Consider the following 18,559-nt stretch of genomic DNA (forward strand, 5'->3'; position numbering starts at 1 on the left):
ATGCTTCTACTGGGAGTATCGAAAAAAGGGTAGTTTATTTATTTGGTTTATACGAGGAAATAATATAAAAAAGTCGAATATTAAAATGATGCGAAATAATAAAAAGAAGGTACATATATGGATAGGAAATTAGGAATGTTTTTGAATACAAAATATATTGAAGTAAACGAAGGAATAAAAAAGGCGAGAGAATGGGGGTTAGAATATATTCAATTATATGCTATGAATAAAAACTTTAACTTAGCTAATATTCCAATGGCAGAGTGGAATGCTTTAAAGAAAAGCGTATCTTTTAATGGAATAAAGATTCCATCATTAGCAATTAGTTTTGGAGAAAATGGAATTATGGGAATAGAAGCTGAGAGTGCAATAGATCAGTTTAAATATATTACTGACAGAGGTTTGGAGCTTGGGGCAAAGATCATAACAGCTCATATTGGGAAAGTTCCAGATGATAAAAAAAGTGCCTACTATGATAAAATGCTACGTGTTTGTAATGAAATAGGGAACTTAGCGTTCAGATTTGGAGGATTCTTCGCCATTGAGACGGGATCTGAAAAAGCAATAGTATTAAAACGATTTTTAGAAACTGCAAACTCGAAAGGACTAGCTGTTAACTTTGACCCAGCAAATTTAATAAGTGATGTAAATGAAAATCCGGGAGAAGGTTTATTACTATTAAAAGATTATATAGTACAAACTCATATTAAAGATTGTAAAGAAGTGAAAAGTGATCGTTCAACTAAGTATATAGAAGTCGCAGCAGGAAATGGTGAAGTGGATTTCGATATATTTTTCAAAGTATTAGATGAAATTGGATTCGATGGATATAACATGATTGAAAGAAATGATTATTTTGATGAACTGGATGGGATGAGTCAGTCGATAAATTTTGCAAAGAAGTACATACCAACTCAAAAGGAATAACGATAGTATTTGTAGAAAGCTACATAGAATATAAAAACCATTAGGGGGAAATGTAATGATCCATAAAGTAGGACAAATTATGTTATATGTAAATAATCAAGATGAGGCAGTAAATTTTTGGACGGAGAAGGTAGGGTTTCATGTAGTTGCAGAGGAAGATAATAAGCAAGGAATGAGATGGATTGAAATCGCTCCGAAAAGCGGTGCGGAAACGAGCATTATATTACATAATAAAGAAGTTATTTCGAAAATGAGCCCAGAATTGAATCTTGGTACACCGTCCCTAATGTTCTTCTCAGAAAATCTTGATCAACTATATACAGATTTAACAAATAAAAATGTTACTGTTGGAGAAATGGTAACCATGCCTTCTGGTAAAGTGTTTAACTTTGCTGATAGCGAAGGGAATTATTTTGCGGTTATGGAGAAGAACCAATAATAATATTGCTATGTGAAAATCCCCCTCAAATATATTTGAGGGGGATTAAATTTTTGAAGTGGATTTTTCATTAGAGAGTTGTTTAATAAAAAATACTCCTTTTTCAATAGCTGTCTCAATATAGCCAACGATTTGGTCAAACGTAAATACTTGTAAGTCTTCATGCAAATGTTGCTTTGGATACAACATATCTTCAAAAAGATACTTTCGAAAAGCTAAAACGTTTTCTTTAGAAACCTCTTCAATATCCACAATGTGAGCCTCTTGATTGAGAAGAGAGAAAAGCTGTTGTTCTTGATCGTAATGATGAAGCAACTTTGCATTTAACAATTTAAAATCGTTATAGTACAGGGGTGCGATAGTTTCGTCATTCTCTATTCTATTTTTTAGCCAAGGTAGAAAAAATCCACTTAGCCAATTATCATCGGCAATGAGGTGGGTATAATAGCCTAAAATAAATGGGGAATCTATATGTGATTCATATTTATGAAAAAATGAATCATAATCTATTCTTCTCGTATAGTTCTTCGTTGTACCGGCATAAAAATGTGAGGTTCCTTTTTCTTTTTTTGAATGAACAGCATCAGGGGCTACAGCTCCAAGTAAGAAAGAAGTCTTATCGTGAATTGATAGTTTCTCAGCAATACCACTAGCGATAATAACATGCATAATTCGTGATCCCATGAATGCCACCTCTGTTTCCAGTATTCATTTCAGGAAGAGGACTAAACAGTTAGTATTACTTTCCCTGTACTTTTTCTACTTTCGACCCATTCATGTGCTTTCCCTGCATTTTGAAGTGGAAAAGATTTCGTAGCCTTAATTTGTAAACGTCCGTCACGCAAATAACGGAAAACTTCATTTGCAGTTTCTTGGAGCAGTTCAGGACGCTTTTTTCGTGTGTTTCCAAAGCTAAAACCGAGTATAGAGCGGCAACTTGCATGTAAATCTTTCGTTTGAAAGTTACCAATTTCACCGCTAGCATTACCGAAATGAACGAGGCGACCGTAATAAGCAAGGCAGTTTAAACTTCTTTCAGAAACCGTTCCAGAAATAGAGTCTAAAATTACATCAACCCCTTCACCATTTGTCAGTTCATTGACTTTCTCTACAAAATCTTCATCTTGATGACAAATAACATAATCAGCTCCAGCATCTAAAGCAATTTCTTTTTTTGCTTCACTTCCGACAGTGCCTATAACTGTTCCAGCCTCTAATAGTTTAGCAAGTTGAATAGCAGTAGTGCCAATTCCGCCAGCAGCCGCATGAATGAGTACAGATTCACCTTGTTGAAGCCTTGCAACATTTGCGAGTAAATTATAGCTTGTAAAAGATACGATTGGACAAGCGGCTGCAGTTTGAAAGTCAACTTCATGGGGTAATACGAAAGTAAGATTTTCATTTGCAACAACGTATTCTGCGTAAGATCCATTTTGAGGAAAAGCAATGACACGTTGTCCAGGGTGAATATTTTTCACATGAGAACCGACACGTTCTACAATACCAGTGGCATCTATACCTGGAATAAAAGGTAGTGCTTTATTTCCTTTTTTACCATAACGTGATTTAATATCAGCGAAATTTACACTAGTAGCAACAACGCGAATTAAAACTTGATCTTCTGAAATAGCCGGTATATCCAAATCTGTATATTTCATCACTTCAGGACCACCGAACGACGTTACAACGATAGCTTTCATCATATATCCTCCTAAATTTGACTATATAAATTATTTTAAATCTTTATCAGAAATTGGAAAATTATATAATAGTTATGTGTGGTTATAAGTGAAGCTTATGAACTCAATGAATCATAATATTAATTTATATAAAAAAACTTTAAAAAAATCGAACGAAATATGAATTACCTGCCAATATATAGTGTAAGACAAAGGAGGGCTGGAATATGAAGGGTGAAATAGATTACGCACATTTAATCCAATTAACTTTATCAGGAAATAAAGAAGCATATAGCAAGTTGTATGATAAAACGATTCAAGAAGTATATAAAACAGCACATTTTTTAATAGAGGATAAAACGGATGTAGATGATGTCGTTCAAGAAATATACATACAACTATATGAATCGCTTCGTAAGTATGATAGCGAGAAGCCATTTCGTCCTTGGCTAATTGGACTTGCGATTAAACAAATTCACTCTTATAGAAGAAAGAGGTGGATGCGACTACGAATTATAAAAAAAGCAGAAGAGCAAAGAAAGTCAGTGCAAATTGATTTTTCTAACGATGTTGTAAGTAAAATATCAAACCAAAAACTAATTGAACTCATTCATAAATTACCGTATAAATTGAAACAAGTTATTATCTTAAGATACTTACACGATTATTCACAAGAAGAAGTAGCACAAATATTACATATTCCAATTGGTACTGTGAAATCTAGAATTCACGCAGCATTAAAGAAACTACGTCAAAAAGAGCAAGTAGAAGAAATCTTTTTAGGAGAGGTAGGGAATGTGAAATGAGTTTAGATTGTAGAGTTAGAGAATCTATACAAGAAGAATCGAAGGGAATTGTTGCCCCGCCGGAGTTAAAAGAAAAAGTAATTGTTCAGATTAAAATGAATCGCGGAGGGAACAAAAGGAAGAAGCGTCTTATTGCAGGAGTGCTTGCGGCAGCATTTTTAATCCCGACGACTGGTTTTGCGTATCAATCTATTATGGCGGATGGTATATACGGATCTTTCGAGAATTTAAAAAAACATGCCGGAACGATGACATTAGAGGCGTATATGCGTTTTAGTGCAAAATTATCAGAGGCGAAAGATGAAATGGGTACGAAGGAATATGAAGAGTTTACAAAAGAACTAAAAAAATTAACAAATGCAAAACTTACGTACGGAGATTCGAACGGTAATATTGATTATGATCAATTATCACCAGCAAAAAGAGAAGAAATGAAAAAGGTAAGTATGGGTCTTCAGCCATACTTTGATAAATTAAATGGTCATAAGTCTAGTAAAGAAGTATTAACACAAAAAGAGTTTGACCGTTATGTGGAAGCTTTAATGACATATGAAATCGTACAAGTGAAGACAAAATCAACTGGTGGGATGAAAGTAGAAGAAGTACCTGAGGCGTACAAAGAAAGATTTATTCAAGCGGAGCAGTTTATGGAGTATGTAGATGAAAAGGTGAGATAAGTAAAAAGCTCAATGCTTTAGCTTTGAGCTTTTTTATTAAAACAAAAAAAGAGTGTTCAATTATATTTTTTCATATTTGCAGTATCTTTTTGTATAAAACAATCTAAAAGTGAATAACCAGCTATTAAACTAATTATAGTAACAAAAGTTGTATTTATTAGAATAATATTAACTAAATAAGGTAGGTATTCTGCAAGTGGTGAAAAGAGTAGTGCTGGGGAAAAGGAAATGAATAGTGTAGGCACTGTAATAGCAATAAATTTATCCGGTTGAAAGCTCCAGTTTTGTTTACTTGTTTCGCGATTAATAGATTGAAGGAATCGTAATAAAATGCCAACTATAAGAGGGAAGAGTGTAAAGTAGAATAATCTTGGATAAACGTTAAAGTTCACTTGCGTGTCTGTATCTAAATAAAATTGAATTTTTACTCCTACAAATAATAATAAGACGATAAATAATGTAAAGCAGAGGTATAGCATCAATTTTTGCATTATATTCCACCATCCTTTACTCAAAATATATTCAAAAAAAGAAGAGATATACAATAACTACTGTTGTATATCTCTTCTTTTACTGTTAGTTAATAGTGGAGTTTGCTTTTTCTTGCTTCGTGAAATAATCAATAATGCCCATTGCGCTAATTTCTATATCTAAATGTAAAATATTATAAACGGAATGATCTGATGGAACGTTTAACTTTGTAAGATGAGAAGAGATTTTATCCATTAACAAAGTTTGTAAAGCTTTAGTCGCTTCATCGAAATCATTATACTTGTCAAAGACTTCCTTACCAGTCTGAACGAAAATAGGTAGCCAATGTTCCAATTGATTGTATACTTCTGTAACATGAGAGGATGCGCCGTAATGACCGAAATAAATAATATCTACATTCATGCTTTGAATGTGATTTTTAGAAGCAATCATCGCATCTGGTTGGAATTGTGAAGGGGACGTTGATGGTAGATATAACTCTACATCAACGTCTGCGAGTTCTCTATAATAAATTCCAATTGTATCGCCAGTAAAAATCCCGTTTGTTAATGAATCGTGAATGCTAATATGGTGCTTCGCATGTCCTGGTGTATCATAAAATGTAAGGGTGCGGTCTTTTGCAATTTTTAACGTATCACCATGTTGTACAATATGAACACGTTCTTCTTCAATTGGAAGAATTGGGTCAAAGAGTTTATCGAAATCTTCTTTGTAGACAGCTTTTGCACCTAAAATAAGTTTTGTTGGATCAATCATATGACGAGCACCACGAGAATGCACATATAAAGTAGCATTTGGGCACTTTTCCATCATTAAACCAGCAGCCCCTGCGTGATCTAAATGAACGTGTGTAACGATAATGTTTTTAACTGCGTTTAAATCAATATGTAATTGTTGTAAGCCTTCTAAAATATACGGAAGAGAAGGGGCTGCACAAGTTTCAATTAAAGTAATATCGTCACCTAATAAAACGTACGTACCAGTTCGTTCATTATGTTGTAAATCGAAATCATCAATCAGATATAGGTGAGAAGATAATTGCTCTACTTTTTTCATATTTACCACTCCTTATATACTGCATGTTTCTATTATACGCTAAAATAGAAAAAAGGCAGAAAACGAAGCTCGTCTTCTGCCTTTTTGTAATATTATTATTTCGTTTGTTGTTTATTAATAGACATAATGAACAGTCCAACAATCCCGCCTACTAATGGAAGCATAATTTCTCCTGCTAAATTAAAGTAGGAGCTTAAGAATAAACCATTTACATCGATTACCCAGCCAGTAACATACAATAACATCATATATAGTACGAAATAAAACTCGCGATTTGAAATCGTTTCATGTTGTGCAGTTTTCATAATGGACACCATCCTTTTCTTTTATAATGGAATATAAACTGTCACATTTTGTTCACATTTCAATTGTAAAACTTTCCATCATAAAAGTCTAGTAGTATGTGTCGAATTTTGAACGGAAATAAAGCGTTATCATTATATCTTATAAGTACGTAATAAGAGATGTATATTCACGAATGTAGTATAGTATAAACATAGAATGATAGTGAAGAGAGGGGCAAAGACAATGACAGTTTATGATTTTTCAGCTAAAACAATTACCGGTGAAGAAAAATCGTTAAAAGATTACGAAGGAAAAGCACTTCTTATTGTAAATGTAGCTAGTAAATGTGGTTTCACACCGCAATATAAAGGATTACAAGAGGTGTATGATAAATATAAAGACCAAGGACTTGAAATACTCGGATTCCCTTGTAACCAATTTGGAGGACAAGAACCAGGTACAGAAGCGGATATTACTAGTTTTTGTGAATTAAACTACGGTGTAAACTTCCCAATGTTTGCAAAGGTTGATGTGAAAGGTGATAAGGCTCATCCTTTATATACATACATGACAGAACAAGCACCAGGTTTACTCGGTATGAAAGCAGTGAAATGGAATTTTACGAAGTTTTTAATTGGAAAAGACGGGAAAGTAGTAGGGCGTTTTGCGCCACAGACGAAGCCGGTAGATTTAGAGATTGAGATTGAGAAGGTACTTGGAGAATAATTAGGAGTTTCACTTTATTAAAAAACGTCTCAAAGAACAATGTAGTTCTTTGAGACGTTTTCTTTAAACTCACATTTTCAAGATTAAATTACTGTATCAAAGCCATCTGATTTAGGTAGAGAAGCTGCTTTTTTCATAAGCACTTCCCATAAGTGTACGGATTTCTTCCATTCTGCTGCAGCCTGCCCCTGTTTATACATAGCGTTCTCATAACTGGCAGTAAGTTGTTGCATATCGGCCGAGTTGTAAAGTGTATCGATATGGAGAGCGTATTCTCGGAATGTTTGACTTTCACCCCGTGGTATGCCAATTCTCGCAAATTGTTTTAAAAGTGCACCGTAAGCTTTTTGATAAACAGCATCATCTTTTCGGTATTTATAGAAATGAATAATAAGAAATGTCCTCCATATCATTCTAGTGGTGAAGAGAATGTATCCCATAATACTAATTAGTATCGTAGAGAGGAATACGTACCACCAAGAAAAACTAGTTTGAGAATTTGTGACCTTTTTAGTAGAAGCTTCTTCTGTATTTTTTATTAAACTTTTAAGTTTTGCTTCATTATTTCGTTGTTGTATTTGCGTGTTATTAGAATTATTTGCTTCGCTATTTTGTGAAATAGGAGCAGGCGTATTATTTATAAAATTATAGGGATTAGTAAATCCTTTTGTTGGTTCGAATGGAATCCATCCGTATCCTGGGAAATATACTTCGACCCAAGAGTGTGCGTTATCGTTCGTGATTGTATAAACATCCTCACCTTCTGCAGAGGCAAGTGTATTGTCAAGAGTTCCTTCTGTATAGCCTTTTACCCAGCGAGCAGGAATCCCGGCAGAACGAAGTAGTACAATCATAGACGTCGAAAAATTATTACAGTAGCCGCTTTTTGTATCGAAAAGGAATTGATCTACATAATCTTGGCTTTTGGCAGGGAATAAGACATTCGTTGATTCGTATGTAAAAGAGTTGTCTGTGAAGTAATTTTCAATAGCTAATACTTTATCATATCGGTTGTCTTTATCATTTGTAAGATTGACAGCCAAGTCTTTTACGCGCTGTGGTAATGACTTGGGAAGTTGTGTGTACTTTGTCATAAAATAAGGATTTGTTTCTTGACCTTCATTTGTTTTTACAGCTTTCAAGTTTTCTATGGAAAACTCAGGGATCTCATATGTTACTTTATACGAATGTAAAGTAGTAGAAGAGTCTCCATTCATTGTATAAATTTTTTCTGAAAACGGGTCAACACTGTATGATACATCAGAAGCAGCCTCAACTGATACTAATCCTGCTGGATAGGTAAGGTGAGGGTAACTTTTTTGCATGGTAATTGTTGCCTCAGTCGTTTTCATTTTTGTATTTTGTTCGTACCAGCTTACGACGTCGTTTTTATTTTTAAAAGAAATCTTTTTCGGATTTTCAGAAATTTCCCAGCCTTTTCCTGTATAAAAATCTTTTGTTTCTACTCTCCAATATTGTTTGTTTTGCGTTCGTGCTGTGAAAACAACTGTAGGATCCGCCTTAAAAGGACCGCCTAATCGCGAGTCATCTAAACCATACCCAATTGTAGAAATTTTTTGTTCTTTACTTGCTTCAGATGTGTTGGATTTTAAAAAATCCATTGGGTTTGGCCATTGAGGGCCAAATTTTGGAGCAAAGTATGCAATGGTTGCTAATAATACGATAAATATTGTAAGTGGTCTAAGTAATTTTGAGATTTCTCTAGCATAATTTTGTAAGTGTTCACGTTCTTTTATTCGTTCTACTTGAAGAAGACTAAGCATAAAAAAGCCGATGACAACAGTACGAATAATAGCGTAGTTTGCATTGTATAAATGTAAGTTATGAAAAGTTGCGATATAAATAATAGTCAATACAAGGAATAGAAACCCACGTTTTTTATGAATAATCCAAAATGAAGTGAAAGAACTCAAAAACCAAAATGAGAGAAAAAATAAAACCGTCGGAAAAACTGGAGAAATATCTAGTAAATTCCCTTGGAAAAACAGGGAGGAATTTCGAAACATATCAGAAAAGAATGTTGTTAGCCAAGATGGATTTATAAAAGCATTTTTATAATATAGGGAATGAATGATAAATAAGACTGTGACAATTTTTATAGGAATCTGCCACCTCGTTTGAAAAAAAGAGAGAGCGAAGCAAATTCCTATAAATGTTACGAAAATATCTAATCTACCTACATTTGTAATACCTATAAGAGGTCTTAGCCATTCTAGTAAAAGAAGAAATACACATGCATGCATGAAGAATCTGTTCGTATCCCACTTGTATTTTGCTTGTAATATCATCATTTGTTCACCTCAAAAAACACGTTTGTATACCGGTTTTCATAAACCGTGTTTACAAATATTTGTCGTTTTTTTAGAGTTTCTAGTATACTGAGTTCTCGGTGTGAAAGTTGATTCGCTTTTTCTTTCACGACAAAAACCATACATTTTCTATTTCTTATAGCAGCACAATCAGCCGCCTTTTGAATATCGGGAGAAAGATTACTGGTCACGAGTATAACCGTGACGGGCTCATAAATTTTTCTTAGTTCCATGTCTACACTCTGGGAGAGCGGGAATACACTGTCTGCTTGTACTTTTGCTAAATGACAAAGGATTTGTTGTAACTGCGTATCTCCATTGTCTAAAGGGAAAATAGTTTGTTCTTTTCCGATAGACACGAATGATGCTGGTGAATTTTGTTTCAAGACAGCCCTTACGATAGAGGCAGTAAATGTGACGACTGATTCGAATAGAGGAGACTCGGTTCTGTCTATGAATATCATGATATTATGGCTGCGCTGTTGTTCAAACTCTTTTGTCATAATATTGTTTGTTCGTGCAGTTGCTTTCCAATCGATCCATGAAAAGCGATCGCCAGGTTTATAGTCTCTGACACCGACCGAGATTGTAGAGTCTTTTGCTGAATTTATATTTGCTGAAAGCGCTCCTTGTTCGAAATGATTTTCCAATTGTCGATACGCTATATCTACATACTGGGGATAGACTAAAAATGTATTTGGAACTGAAAAAGTTACTTCTTTCTCCATCATGCCGAATAAATCGCCAGTTTTGACACGAACGCTTGAAAAAGTGTGCTCGCCTCTAGGGATTGTGTCAATAACATATTGAAACGAAATATTTCGTTTCAATCCTGGGAAGAGTACTACCTTATTCATCTTTATTTGTTTACAACTTATAAATTGTGGTGGCAGTTCATCTTCTATAACTAAATAAAGTAAGGGAAAAGGAAATTTTCTTTTTATTGTAATCGTGCTTACAAATTGTTCTCCTGCTACATATCCATTTTGGTTTGTTATTCGCTTTACTTCAGCGTCCCGTAAAGCGTAGAAGGGGAGTAGTAGTGAATAAAGAGCAATGGGAATTATGCTGTAAAATAAAAACCAACTGACAAACCCTCCTTGAAACATAGCGTACACAAATGTTAAGACTAGGCATAAAGGGAGTAGCAATAACTTCATAACGTGATATAGCGCTCGCAGCATTCGTTTCATCAAGGGTTCATCGCCCTTTGAGTAGGCACGGTAGTTCGTGCAACGATTTTTGCGATAACTTGTTCGCCAGTTATTCCTTCAAATTTTGCTTCCATTTTTAGAATGAGCCTATGCGCTAAAACGTAAGGAGCTAAAAGTTTAACATCGTCTGGAATAACATAATTTCTGCCATGGATAAATGCATAAGCTTGTGAAGCTTTCATTAAAGCAATTGAGCCACGTGGACTTGCACCTAGCTGTATAGAACTGTACGTACGAGTCTGATTAACAAGCTTTACAATGTAATGCTTAATTGCTTTGTCCATACTTACTACCCGTACGCTTTGTTGTAAATAAAGTAATTCTTCTATTGTAGTAATGGTCTGTAATTGAGAGAGTGGATTTGTTTTTTCCATCCGGTTTAAAATTTCAAATTCTTCTTCTGGTGTAGGATATCCCATTTTTAGTTTCAATAAGAAACGATCGAGCTGAGCTTCTGGTAGAGAATATGTTCCTTCATATTCGACCGGATTTTGTGTAGCCATGACAAAGAACGGCTTTGGTAAAGGTCTTGTAATACCATCTATTGTAATATTGCCTTCTTCCATACATTCAAGTAAAGCAGATTGTGTCTTTGGAGATGTACGATTAATTTCATCAGCAAGTACAAAATTCCCCATAATTGGTCCAGGCTTGAACTCAAATTGGAGCTCTTTCGGATTATAAATAGAAACTCCTGTTACATCTGACGGCAATAAATCAGGTGTAAATTGAATTCGCTTATAATCAGCATCAATGGATTTAGAAAGAGCACGTACTAGCATTGTTTTCCCGACACCAGGAACATCTTCTAATAGCACATGACCTTCAGCTAAGAGAGCTGTCAAAACTAAGATGGTTTCTTTTCGTTTTCCGACCATTATTTTTTCAATATTATTGATTATTTTTTCTACAGTGGGATGTAATGAATCAAGCTGGGGCATCGTAATCCTCCTAATGTTATTATCGTTTTCTAATCTATTTAGTGGACATATTTCTAATTCTATTTGTAGATAGTAAAACTTCCACCTTTAATTCTGAGAATATTCAGATTATTTATTTTGATTATATCTAGTATAATTGTTTCCGTAACTAAGGGCAATACAGTAAATAATGATTTGTAGTTTTATGTAAAATATATCTTGATATAAACTATTGTTGTGGGTAAAACATATAGGAAGGGAAGGAAAGATTGTCCTCAATGAGCAAAATAAATAGCGTAGGAAACCCTACGCGTAAAGTTTGGAACATATATTAATATGCCTTGTGATTAAAATGTATATGAATAAAAAATAAAGTCGACTTCACATGAAGAGGTCAGCTATTTAATTTATTACACTCTTTTATTTTTTATCTTTCTTATATTCTTTTCGTTTATTTAACCAAATATGAATTAATTCTACCAATTCCATTGTTTCAATCTCACAATATTCTCCTTTACCATCTTCGGCTAAATTGTCTAACACAGTAGTTGTGTCGTTCCGAATTTCTAAACCACAAATATTGCCATTTACTACTACATAATTTTTTTCTCCGTTTAAAACATTATGTATTTCTTCTAAAATCCAATCTCCAAAAGCTGTAACTTCAATTCCTAAAAAAGTTTCAACAAGTTTAATTTCTTGAGGAAGTCTCATAACTAAATCACTACTGTTAAGCACTTCAAAACTATATGGATATTTCATGACTATTTTACTCCTTTATTTCTGGCTTTAGTGACTCTATTTACTTCTCTATTAATCTCATAAGCTCTATTAAGGTAATAAATTCTTATACTATCATCACTATTTTCCTACTTAAATTATAGTGAAAGTAGATTATTATTAAACTTATCTATCCAATATTTCTCTGATGTAGGTATGAATTCAGTGAAATCTTCATATGTACCACTCCAATCTTTTGGTAAATAGTTTTCGTAGGATGCCGGTTCTGGAAACATTGAATATAGTATTTTATTATCAAAGTTAATTAATAAGATTGGACTAAAATCTAATAGATCTTCTCCTGCATTTTTCCTTTTAATATTTTCAAGTAGTAAATAATTTAATTCTTCTTTAGTTGTTTTATATTGATTAATCCTTACTAAAAATACTTCTACATTTTCATGATCTAATACTTTTATTCCATTTCTTTCTTCCGTTTCGTCATTATCTTCAATGCTTATACCTAAATTTTTATATGCATTATCTAATTTATTATAATCTAAAAACCATAGTTCTTTATCTGTTACATACCATCTAAACTCATTTTTATATATGACGGCTACTATAATGTTTTCTGCGTAAAGCGGTTCTAATTTCATAATATACTCCTTGTATTATTATCTTAAAATCCTGCCATTCTTGTTGTATTCTTCTATTGATTCAATCTAAGTTGCTGACAATTCATATGGATTTCCTGGCGTTTTTTGTTCAACTATTTTCAGGATAGTTGCCCTTGATATGGTGGATTTAAAGTATTGTATTTTCATTTATTAACTCATCTAACGATTTAGGTATATTAAATTTAACTACTCCCAAATTACTGCCTCTATTATATAAGAAATTTTTTGCAAGCTCATTATTATCTGTACTTCATCTTAAACTTTGCTAGAAGCAAGGAAGTAATTTAACAGTCGGTGAAGGATGTGAGCCCTCCACACTGATTAGATTTTCACTTTTTTATATTTTTTCCGGAATTTTTGACAATCTCTTGAACTGTGCGAAATGTCACATCTGTATTTTACAACCTCTCTTATAGTAAGGGTATGTAAGAGAGACGTATTAAAGGAGTGAACAGTATGAAGAAAAAAACTTCAGCACTAATGAGACGTTTAAAATATTTTTCGCCAATAGATCGTTATAACGATAATCATACACAAGAAACATATGAAGATCGCGAATGGGAAAATGTGTACAGAAAGCGTTGGCAGCATGATAAAGTAATTCGTTCTACACACGGCGTGAACTGTACTGGTTCATGTAGCTGGAATATATATGTGAAAGATGGAATTGTAACTTGGGAAGGGCAGGAGCTTAACTATCCGACTACAGGTCCTGATATGCCAGATTTTGAACCGCGAGGATGCCCACGTGGAGCGAGTTTTTCTTGGTACATTTATAGTCCACTTCGTGTGAAATACCCGTATGTACGTGGTGTTCTTTGGAATATGTGGCAAGAAGAATTGCAAAATAACGAGTCACCATTAGAGGCTTGGAAAAGCATTGTGGAAAACCGTGAAAAGGCACGTACGTATAAGCAGGCGCGTGGTAAAGGGGGATTCATTCGTGCGAATTGGGATGAAGTGTTACAACTCGTTTCAGCTTCATTACTGTACACAGTAATGAAATACGGTCCAGACCGAAATGTTGGCTTTTCACCAATTCCAGCTATGTCGATGTTAAGTCATGCTGCTGGTAGTCGCTTTATGCAACTTATGGGTGGACCGATGCTTAGCTTCTATGATTGGTATGCGGATTTACCACCAGCTTCTCCTCAAATTTGGGGTGATCAAACAGATGTACCAGAAAGTAGTGACTGGTATAACTCTGGTTACATTATGACATGGGGTTCAAATGTACCAATGACGAGAACACCAGATGCACACTTTTTAGCAGAGGTTCGATATAAAGGAACGAAAGTCGTTTCTGTCAGTCCTGATTTCGCTGAATCAACAAAGTTTGCGGATGATTGGATTAGTGTGAAACAAGGTACAGACGGTGCACTTGCGATGGCAATGGGACACGTAATCTTACAAGAATTTTACGTGGATAATCAAGTGGAATATTTCACAAAGTATGCGAAGCAATATACTGATTTTCCTTTCTTTGTCACATTGAAACAAAAAGGAGATCAATTCGTTGCTGATCGCTTCTTAAATGCTTCTGATATTGGACGAGAAACGAAGTTAGGGGAATGGAAACCTGTTCTTTGGAACGAGAATACGAATGATTTTGCAACACCTCACGGCACAATGGGGTCACGTTGGGATAATGAAAAGAAATGGAACTTGCGTTTAGAAGATGAAGAAACAGGTGAAAAGATTGATCCACGTCTTTCTTTACTTGGAATGGAGGAAGCGATTGGAACTGTACAAATTCCGTACTTCTCTGATGATGGAAACAAAATATTAGAACGTACAATTCCAGTGAAAAAGGTTATGACAGAAGAAGGCGAATTGTTCGTTACAACTGTATACGACTTAACGTTAGCAAATTACGGTGTGAACCGAGGGCTTGGCGGACAAGAACCAAAAGACTTCAATGATGACATACCGTTTACACCTGCATGGCAAGAGAAAATGACAGGAGTAAAACGTGAGCTTATTATTCAAATCGCTCGTGAGTTCGCACAAAATGCTGTTGATACGAATGGTCGCTCAATGATAATTGTCGGAGCTGGTATTAACCATTGGTTTAACTCTGATACGATTTATCGCGCCGTTTTAAATCTTGTTCTTCTCGTTGGAGCACAAGGTGTAAACGGCGGTGGTTGGGCTCATTATGTTGGTCAAGAAAAATTAAGACCAGCAGAAGGATGGCAAACAATCGCGATGGCAAAAGATTGGCAAGGTCCACCGAAATTACAAAACGGTACATCCTTCTTCTATTTCGTAACAGATCAATGGCGTTATGAAGATACACCTGTTGGACATTTAGCATCACCAGTTGAAGGTAACTCTCGTTATCAACATCACGGTGATTACAACGTATTAGCTGCACGACTTGGCTGGTTACCTTCTTATCCAACATTCGAGAAAAATGGAATTGAATTATATAAAGAGGCTGTTGCTGCTGGTGCAACAACGCAAGAAGAAATCGGAAAATATGTTGCACAAAAATTAAAAGAAAAAGAACTGAAATTTGCGATTGAAGATCCAGATAACAAAAACAACTTCCCGCGCAACTTATTCGTATGGCGTGCGAATTTAATTTCGAGTTCTGGTAAAGGACATGAATATTTCTTAAAACATTTATTAGGTACAACAAACGGGTTAATGAATGACGACAGTGATTCATTACGACCAGAAGAAATAAAGTGGCATGAAGAAGCGCCAGAAGGGAAGCTTGATTTACTCATTAATTTAGATTTCCGTATGGCTGGAACAGCACTGTATTCTGATATCGTCTTACCTGCTTCAACTTGGTACGAAAAACACGATTTAAGCAGTACAGATATGCATCCATTTGTACATCCATTTAATCCGGCAATCGGTTCACCGTGGGAAGCGCGCTCTGACTGGGATATTTTCACTTCACTTTCTAAAGCAGTGTCTGATTTAGCGAAGAAAATTGATCTTGAACCAATGAAAGAAGTTGTTGCAACACCACTTCTTCATGATACACCGCAAGAATTAGCGCAACCACTTGGCAAGATTAAAGATTGGAGTAAAGGTGAATGTGAACCAATCCCGGGTAAAACGATGCCACAAATTCACGTTGTTGAAAGGGATTATAAAACGATTTATGACAAAATGACTGCGCTTGGACCAAATGCCGGAAAACAACCGATTGGTACGAAAGGGATTTCTTGGTCAGCAGAAAAAGAGTATGAGCAATTAAAGAGCAAATTAGGAGTCGTTCGAACGGATTCTATCGCGAAAGGTTGTCCAGACATTAAAGAAGCAATCAATGCTGCTGAAGCGGTATTAACACTATCTTCTACAACAAACGGTCATATGGCAGTAAAAGCATGGGAAGCACTTGAAAAACAAACAGATTTAAAACTACGTGATTTAGCAGAAGAACGTGAAGAAGAATGCTTTACATTCGAACAAATTACAGCACAACCGAAAACAGTAATTACTTCTCCGGCCTTTACAGGTTCAGAAAAAGGTGGACGACGTTACTCACCGTTTACAACAAATGTGGAACGTCTCATCCCTTGGAGAACGATAACTGGTCGACAATCTTTCTACTTAGACCATGACATGATGAAAGAATTTGGTGAAACGATGGCAACATTTAAACCAATTCTGCAACATAAACCGTTCCGTAAATCACGACCTGAAGTAGAAGGGAAAGAAATTACATTAAACTATTTAACACCGCATAATAAGTGGTCGATTCATAGTATGTACTTCGATTCATTACCGATGTTAACGCTATTTAGAGGTGGTCCAACTGTTTGGATGAATAAAGAGGACGCTGCTGAAGCGGGTGTTGCAGATAATGATTGGATTGAGTGCTTTAATCGTAACGGTGTTGTTGTAGCGCGTGCTGTTGTAACGCACCGTATACCGAGAGGAATGGCATTTATGCATCATGCGCAAGATCGTCACATTAACGTACCTGGTACGAAATTAACAAGTAATCGCGGGGGAACGCATAATAGTCCAACTCGAATTCACGTAAAACCGACACATATGATTGGTGGATATGGTCAATTAAGTTATGGATTTAACTATTATGGTCCAACTGGGAACCAGCGTGATTTAAATGTTGTAATCCGTAAACTGAAGGAGGTAGATTGGCTTGAAGATTAAAGCACAAGTCGGAATGGTAATGAACCTAGATAAATGCATCGGCTGTCATACTTGTAGCGTAACATGCAAAAACACCTGGACAAATCGTCCAGGTGCTGAATATATGTATTTCAATAACGTAGAAACGAAACCAGGTATTGGTTATCCGAAACAATGGGAAGATCAGGAGAAATATAAAGGCGGCTGGGAATTGAAAAATGGTGAAATTCAGCTAAAATCCGGTTCGAAAATGAAACGTCTTATGAATATTTTCCACAATCCAGATCAACCAACGATTGATGATTACTTTGAACCTTGGAACTATGATTATGAAACGTTAACAAATAGTCCGCAGCGTAAGCATCAGCCAGTTGCTCGTCCGAAATCAGCAATTACAGGCGAATTTATCGACAAAATTGAATGGGGTCCAAACTGGGAAGATGACTTAGCAGGCGGACATATAACTGGATTGCAAGATCCAAACGTAAAGAAAATGGAAGAAGAAATTAAAACAGATTTTGAAAACGTCTTTATGATGTATTTACCACGCATATGTGAACATTGTATGAATCCATCTTGCGTATCATCTTGTCCATCTGGTGCGATGTATAAGCGTGAAGAAGATGGAATTGTTCTTGTAGATCAAAATGCATGTCGCGCATGGAGATTCTGCGTATCATCTTGTCCATATAAAAAAGTGTATTTTAACTGGCAAACGAATAAAGCTGAAAAATGTACAATGTGCTTCCCACGTATTGAAGCTGGTATGCCAACAATTTGTTCAGAAACATGTGTAGGACGTATCAGGTATATTGGGGTAATGCTATATGACGCTGATAAAGTAAAAGAAGCAGCTTCTGTTGAAGACGAAAAAGATTTATATGAATCTCAGCTTACTGTTTTCCTAGATCCAAATGATCCAGAAATAGCAGCTGAAGCGAAAAAACAAGGCATTCCTGAAGAATGGATTAAAGCAGCACAACAGTCACCTATCTATAAAATGATTATCGATTGGAAAATTGCTCTGCCTCTTCACCCGGAGTATCGTACAATGCCGATGGTTTGGTATATCCCTCCGCTTAGCCCAATTATGAACATGGTGGAAGGGAAAGGTAGTAACTGGCAAGCAGAAGAGGTTTTCCCTGCAATTGATAATATGCGTATTCCAATTCAATATTTAGCGAATTTACTCACTGCAGGGGATGAATCACACATTCGTCTTACATTGAAAAAAATGGCTGTTATGCGAACATATATGAGAGCACTGCAAATTAATAAAGAGCCAAATGAAGCTGTATTAAAAGAACTTGGTTTAGCGAAACAGGATGTAGAAGATATGTATCGTCTTCTTGCCATTGCGAAATATAAAGATCGCTTCGTTATCCCGACATCTCACCGTGAACAAGTGGCAGATTTATATAGCGAACAAGGAAGCTGTGGTTTATCATTCACAGGTGGTCCAGGCTCTTGTATGACAATTTCTTAAATA

At 35.3% G+C, this 18,559-nt stretch carries 17 protein-coding genes; 7 read left to right on the forward strand and 10 right to left on the reverse strand.

Translation table 11 applies throughout. The annotated features are described in order from the left end of the window. Positions 1 to 117 precede the first annotated feature (117 nt). Positions 118 to 927 (forward strand): sugar phosphate isomerase/epimerase family protein, encoded by an 810-nt coding sequence (locus NST27_RS10250; RefSeq protein ID WP_000375212.1) that lies wholly within the window; start codon positions 118 to 120, stop codon positions 925 to 927. A gap of 55 nt (positions 928 to 982) precedes the next feature. Next, positions 983 to 1,366: a VOC family protein gene (locus NST27_RS10255; RefSeq protein WP_000581467.1), complete on the forward strand. Its 384-nt coding sequence runs from the start codon at positions 983 to 985 to the stop codon at positions 1,364 to 1,366. Between the two features lie 45 nt (positions 1,367 to 1,411). On the opposite strand, the gene NST27_RS10260 is transcribed toward NST27_RS10255, so the two are convergent. Beyond that, positions 1,412 to 2,050: a zinc dependent phospholipase C family protein gene (locus tag NST27_RS10260; RefSeq protein WP_000535630.1), complete on the reverse strand. Its 639-nt coding sequence runs from the start codon at positions 2,048 to 2,050 to the stop codon at positions 1,412 to 1,414. Positions 2,051 to 2,091: 41 nt separating this feature from the next. Next, a complete protein-coding gene (locus tag NST27_RS10265; RefSeq protein WP_000644631.1) occupies positions 2,092 to 3,066 on the reverse strand; it encodes a quinone oxidoreductase family protein in 975 nt (324 codons plus the stop codon). Positions 3,067 to 3,272: 206 nt separating this feature from the next. Here NST27_RS10265 and NST27_RS10270 point away from each other — a divergent pair, with 206 nt between their 5' ends. Together NST27_RS10270 and NST27_RS10275 are read left to right on the forward strand one after the other, a co-directional pair. Next, positions 3,273 to 3,851 carry a sigma-70 family RNA polymerase sigma factor gene (locus NST27_RS10270; RefSeq protein ID WP_000675563.1) on the forward strand — a complete coding sequence of 193 codons (579 nt, stop codon included), beginning with the start codon at positions 3,273 to 3,275 and terminating at the stop codon, positions 3,849 to 3,851. Beyond that, positions 3,848 to 4,528, forward strand: a complete 681-nt coding sequence (locus NST27_RS10275; protein ID WP_000050697.1) for a DUF3600 domain-containing protein — start codon at positions 3,848 to 3,850, stop codon at positions 4,526 to 4,528. Before NST27_RS10270 ends, NST27_RS10275 begins: the two co-directional genes overlap by 4 nt. 56 nt (positions 4,529 to 4,584) lie before the next feature. Here NST27_RS10275 and NST27_RS10280 read toward each other — a convergent pair whose 3' ends face one another. The 3 genes from NST27_RS10280 to NST27_RS10290 form a co-directional block, all read right to left on the reverse strand. After that, complete coding sequence (locus NST27_RS10280) at positions 4,585 to 5,019, reverse strand: hypothetical protein (RefSeq protein ID WP_001170917.1); 435 nt, start codon at positions 5,017 to 5,019, stop codon at positions 4,585 to 4,587. An 85-nt stretch (positions 5,020 to 5,104) separates the two neighbouring features. Next, on the reverse strand, positions 5,105 to 6,076 hold the full coding sequence (locus NST27_RS10285) for an MBL fold metallo-hydrolase (protein WP_061661841.1): 972 nt from the start codon (positions 6,074 to 6,076) through the stop codon (positions 5,105 to 5,107). Between the two features lie 95 nt (positions 6,077 to 6,171). Beyond that, positions 6,172 to 6,381: a DUF3925 domain-containing protein gene (locus tag NST27_RS10290; RefSeq protein WP_000844984.1), complete on the reverse strand. Its 210-nt coding sequence runs from the start codon at positions 6,379 to 6,381 to the stop codon at positions 6,172 to 6,174. A gap of 223 nt (positions 6,382 to 6,604) precedes the next feature. Here NST27_RS10290 and bsaA point away from each other — a divergent pair, with 223 nt between their 5' ends. Then, positions 6,605 to 7,087, forward strand: a complete 483-nt coding sequence (gene bsaA, locus NST27_RS10295; protein WP_000219433.1) for a glutathione peroxidase — start codon at positions 6,605 to 6,607, stop codon at positions 7,085 to 7,087. Between the two features lie 83 nt (positions 7,088 to 7,170). Here bsaA and NST27_RS10300 read toward each other — a convergent pair whose 3' ends face one another. The 5 genes from NST27_RS10300 to NST27_RS10320 form a co-directional block, all read right to left on the reverse strand. Beyond that, positions 7,171 to 9,399 carry a transglutaminase TgpA family protein gene (locus NST27_RS10300; protein ID WP_047386024.1) on the reverse strand — a complete coding sequence of 743 codons (2,229 nt, stop codon included), beginning with the start codon at positions 9,397 to 9,399 and terminating at the stop codon, positions 7,171 to 7,173. Then, complete coding sequence (locus tag NST27_RS10305) at positions 9,396 to 10,610, reverse strand: DUF58 domain-containing protein (protein WP_000827537.1); 1,215 nt, start codon at positions 10,608 to 10,610, stop codon at positions 9,396 to 9,398. The genes NST27_RS10300 and NST27_RS10305 overlap by 4 nt, the downstream gene beginning before the upstream one ends. Further along, the gene (locus tag NST27_RS10310) at positions 10,610 to 11,572 is read right to left on the reverse strand and encodes an AAA family ATPase (RefSeq protein WP_047386026.1); all 963 of its coding nucleotides are present in this window, start codon (positions 11,570 to 11,572) and stop codon (positions 10,610 to 10,612) included. The genes NST27_RS10305 and NST27_RS10310 overlap by 1 nt, the downstream gene beginning before the upstream one ends. 399 nt (positions 11,573 to 11,971) lie before the next feature. Then, complete coding sequence (locus NST27_RS10315; protein WP_000877039.1) at positions 11,972 to 12,313, reverse strand: hypothetical protein; 342 nt, start codon at positions 12,311 to 12,313, stop codon at positions 11,972 to 11,974. A gap of 116 nt (positions 12,314 to 12,429) precedes the next feature. Continuing rightward, positions 12,430 to 12,930 (reverse strand): hypothetical protein, encoded by a 501-nt coding sequence (locus NST27_RS10320; protein ID WP_000764325.1) that lies wholly within the window; start codon positions 12,928 to 12,930, stop codon positions 12,430 to 12,432. Between the two features lie 477 nt (positions 12,931 to 13,407). Between NST27_RS10320 and NST27_RS10325 the strand changes: the two genes are divergently transcribed. Together NST27_RS10325 and narH are read left to right on the forward strand one after the other, a co-directional pair. After that, positions 13,408 to 17,091 (forward strand): nitrate reductase subunit alpha, encoded by a 3,684-nt coding sequence (locus NST27_RS10325; protein ID WP_000730781.1) that lies wholly within the window; start codon positions 13,408 to 13,410, stop codon positions 17,089 to 17,091. After that, on the forward strand, positions 17,081 to 18,556 hold the full coding sequence (narH, locus tag NST27_RS10330; protein WP_000692663.1) for a nitrate reductase subunit beta: 1,476 nt from the start codon (positions 17,081 to 17,083) through the stop codon (positions 18,554 to 18,556). The genes NST27_RS10325 and narH overlap by 11 nt, the downstream gene beginning before the upstream one ends. The last annotated feature ends 3 nt before the right edge of the window (positions 18,557 to 18,559 follow it).

This window comes from Bacillus sp. FSL W8-0770 (assembly GCF_038008705.1).
Classification (GTDB): Bacteria; Bacillota; Bacilli; order Bacillales; family Bacillaceae_G; genus Bacillus_A; species Bacillus_A cereus.

Bases quoted from the DNA above. Each gene is read 5' to 3' on its own strand.
- NST27_RS10305 (WP_000827537.1), bottom strand. From the start codon at position 10,610: ATGAAACGAATGCTGCGAGCGCTATATCACGTTATGAAGTTATTGCTA.
- NST27_RS10275 (WP_000050697.1), top strand. From the start codon at position 3,848: ATGAGTTTAGATTGTAGAGTTAGAGAATCTATACAAGAAGAATCGAAG.
- bsaA (WP_000219433.1), top strand. From the start codon at position 6,605: ATGACAGTTTATGATTTTTCAGCTAAAACAATTACCGGTGAAGAAAAA.
- NST27_RS10260 (WP_000535630.1), bottom strand. From the start codon at position 2,050: ATGGGATCACGAATTATGCATGTTATTATCGCTAGTGGTATTGCTGAG.
- NST27_RS10280 (WP_001170917.1), bottom strand. From the start codon at position 5,019: ATGCAAAAATTGATGCTATACCTCTGCTTTACATTATTTATCGTCTTA.
- NST27_RS10285 (WP_061661841.1), bottom strand. From the start codon at position 6,076: ATGAAAAAAGTAGAGCAATTATCTTCTCACCTATATCTGATTGATGAT.
- NST27_RS10310 (WP_047386026.1), bottom strand. From the start codon at position 11,572: ATGCCCCAGCTTGATTCATTACATCCCACTGTAGAAAAAATAATCAAT.
- NST27_RS10250 (WP_000375212.1), top strand. From the start codon at position 118: ATGGATAGGAAATTAGGAATGTTTTTGAATACAAAATATATTGAAGTA.
- NST27_RS10290 (WP_000844984.1), bottom strand. From the start codon at position 6,381: ATGAAAACTGCACAACATGAAACGATTTCAAATCGCGAGTTTTATTTC.
- NST27_RS10255 (WP_000581467.1), top strand. From the start codon at position 983: ATGATCCATAAAGTAGGACAAATTATGTTATATGTAAATAATCAAGAT.
- NST27_RS10315 (WP_000877039.1), bottom strand. From the start codon at position 12,313: ATGAAATATCCATATAGTTTTGAAGTGCTTAACAGTAGTGATTTAGTT.
- NST27_RS10320 (WP_000764325.1), bottom strand. From the start codon at position 12,930: ATGAAATTAGAACCGCTTTACGCAGAAAACATTATAGTAGCCGTCATA.
- NST27_RS10325 (WP_000730781.1), top strand. From the start codon at position 13,408: ATGAAGAAAAAAACTTCAGCACTAATGAGACGTTTAAAATATTTTTCG.
- NST27_RS10265 (WP_000644631.1), bottom strand. From the start codon at position 3,066: ATGAAAGCTATCGTTGTAACGTCGTTCGGTGGTCCTGAAGTGATGAAA.
- NST27_RS10270 (WP_000675563.1), top strand. From the start codon at position 3,273: ATGAAGGGTGAAATAGATTACGCACATTTAATCCAATTAACTTTATCA.
- NST27_RS10300 (WP_047386024.1), bottom strand. From the start codon at position 9,399: ATGATGATATTACAAGCAAAATACAAGTGGGATACGAACAGATTCTTC.